The organism is Luteibacter sp. SVR4-7G (assembly GCF_056755555.1).
On the sequence record NZ_JBPGXO010000092.1, the window covers coordinates 1 to 562 of the forward strand.

Here is a 562-nt window from a genome sequence, read left to right on the forward strand (position 1 = left end):
CCCTGCGGAATCGCTCCAAAAACGGCAGCCACCGGCTCCTCCCAACACCGCGGTCGCATGCGGCAAAAGCCGGAGCATCGACTCGCGTGTTTCTGTGGCAGCACGCTCGCCGCACCCTGCGGATAGAACGCAGCCCTGTAGGAGCGCGCCTCGCGCGCGACAGCCTTTCGCGAATGACTTCACGAATGCACTGAGCGTTTTCGCAACCCTACCGCAAGAGTCACCAGGCTCCCGCCTTCGCGGGAGCGACGGGTAGGAAGGGAGGCGACATCATGTAGGTCGCGCTTCGCATTGCAGGTCGCGATTCGCGGGCGATTCCCGCAGCACGTGCGCACACGTGTCCGTCATTTGGGTTGCTTCGGTGCATGAGTTGATGAATGAGGCGACGGAGTGGTTGCGGTATGCGCAGCGGTTGACGGAGTTTGTGACTGAGATGGTCGGGGAGACGGATGAGTTGAAGGGTAAGAAGGTGGCTGACGTCTTGACGGTCATCGATGCGTTGATGAGGCGGGGGTTGGATCACGCCGTGCGGGCGCATACCGAGTTGGTGAGGGAGCAGTTG

The 562-nt window shown here is 61.9% G+C and carries 1 protein-coding gene; it reads left to right on the forward strand.

From position 1 onward, the window contains the following. Window positions 1-337: 337 nt before the first annotated feature. Window positions 338-562: hypothetical protein (locus ACR9ZH_RS18430; protein ID WP_481292216.1), on the forward strand; the 225-nt coding region annotated here is incomplete at its 3' end.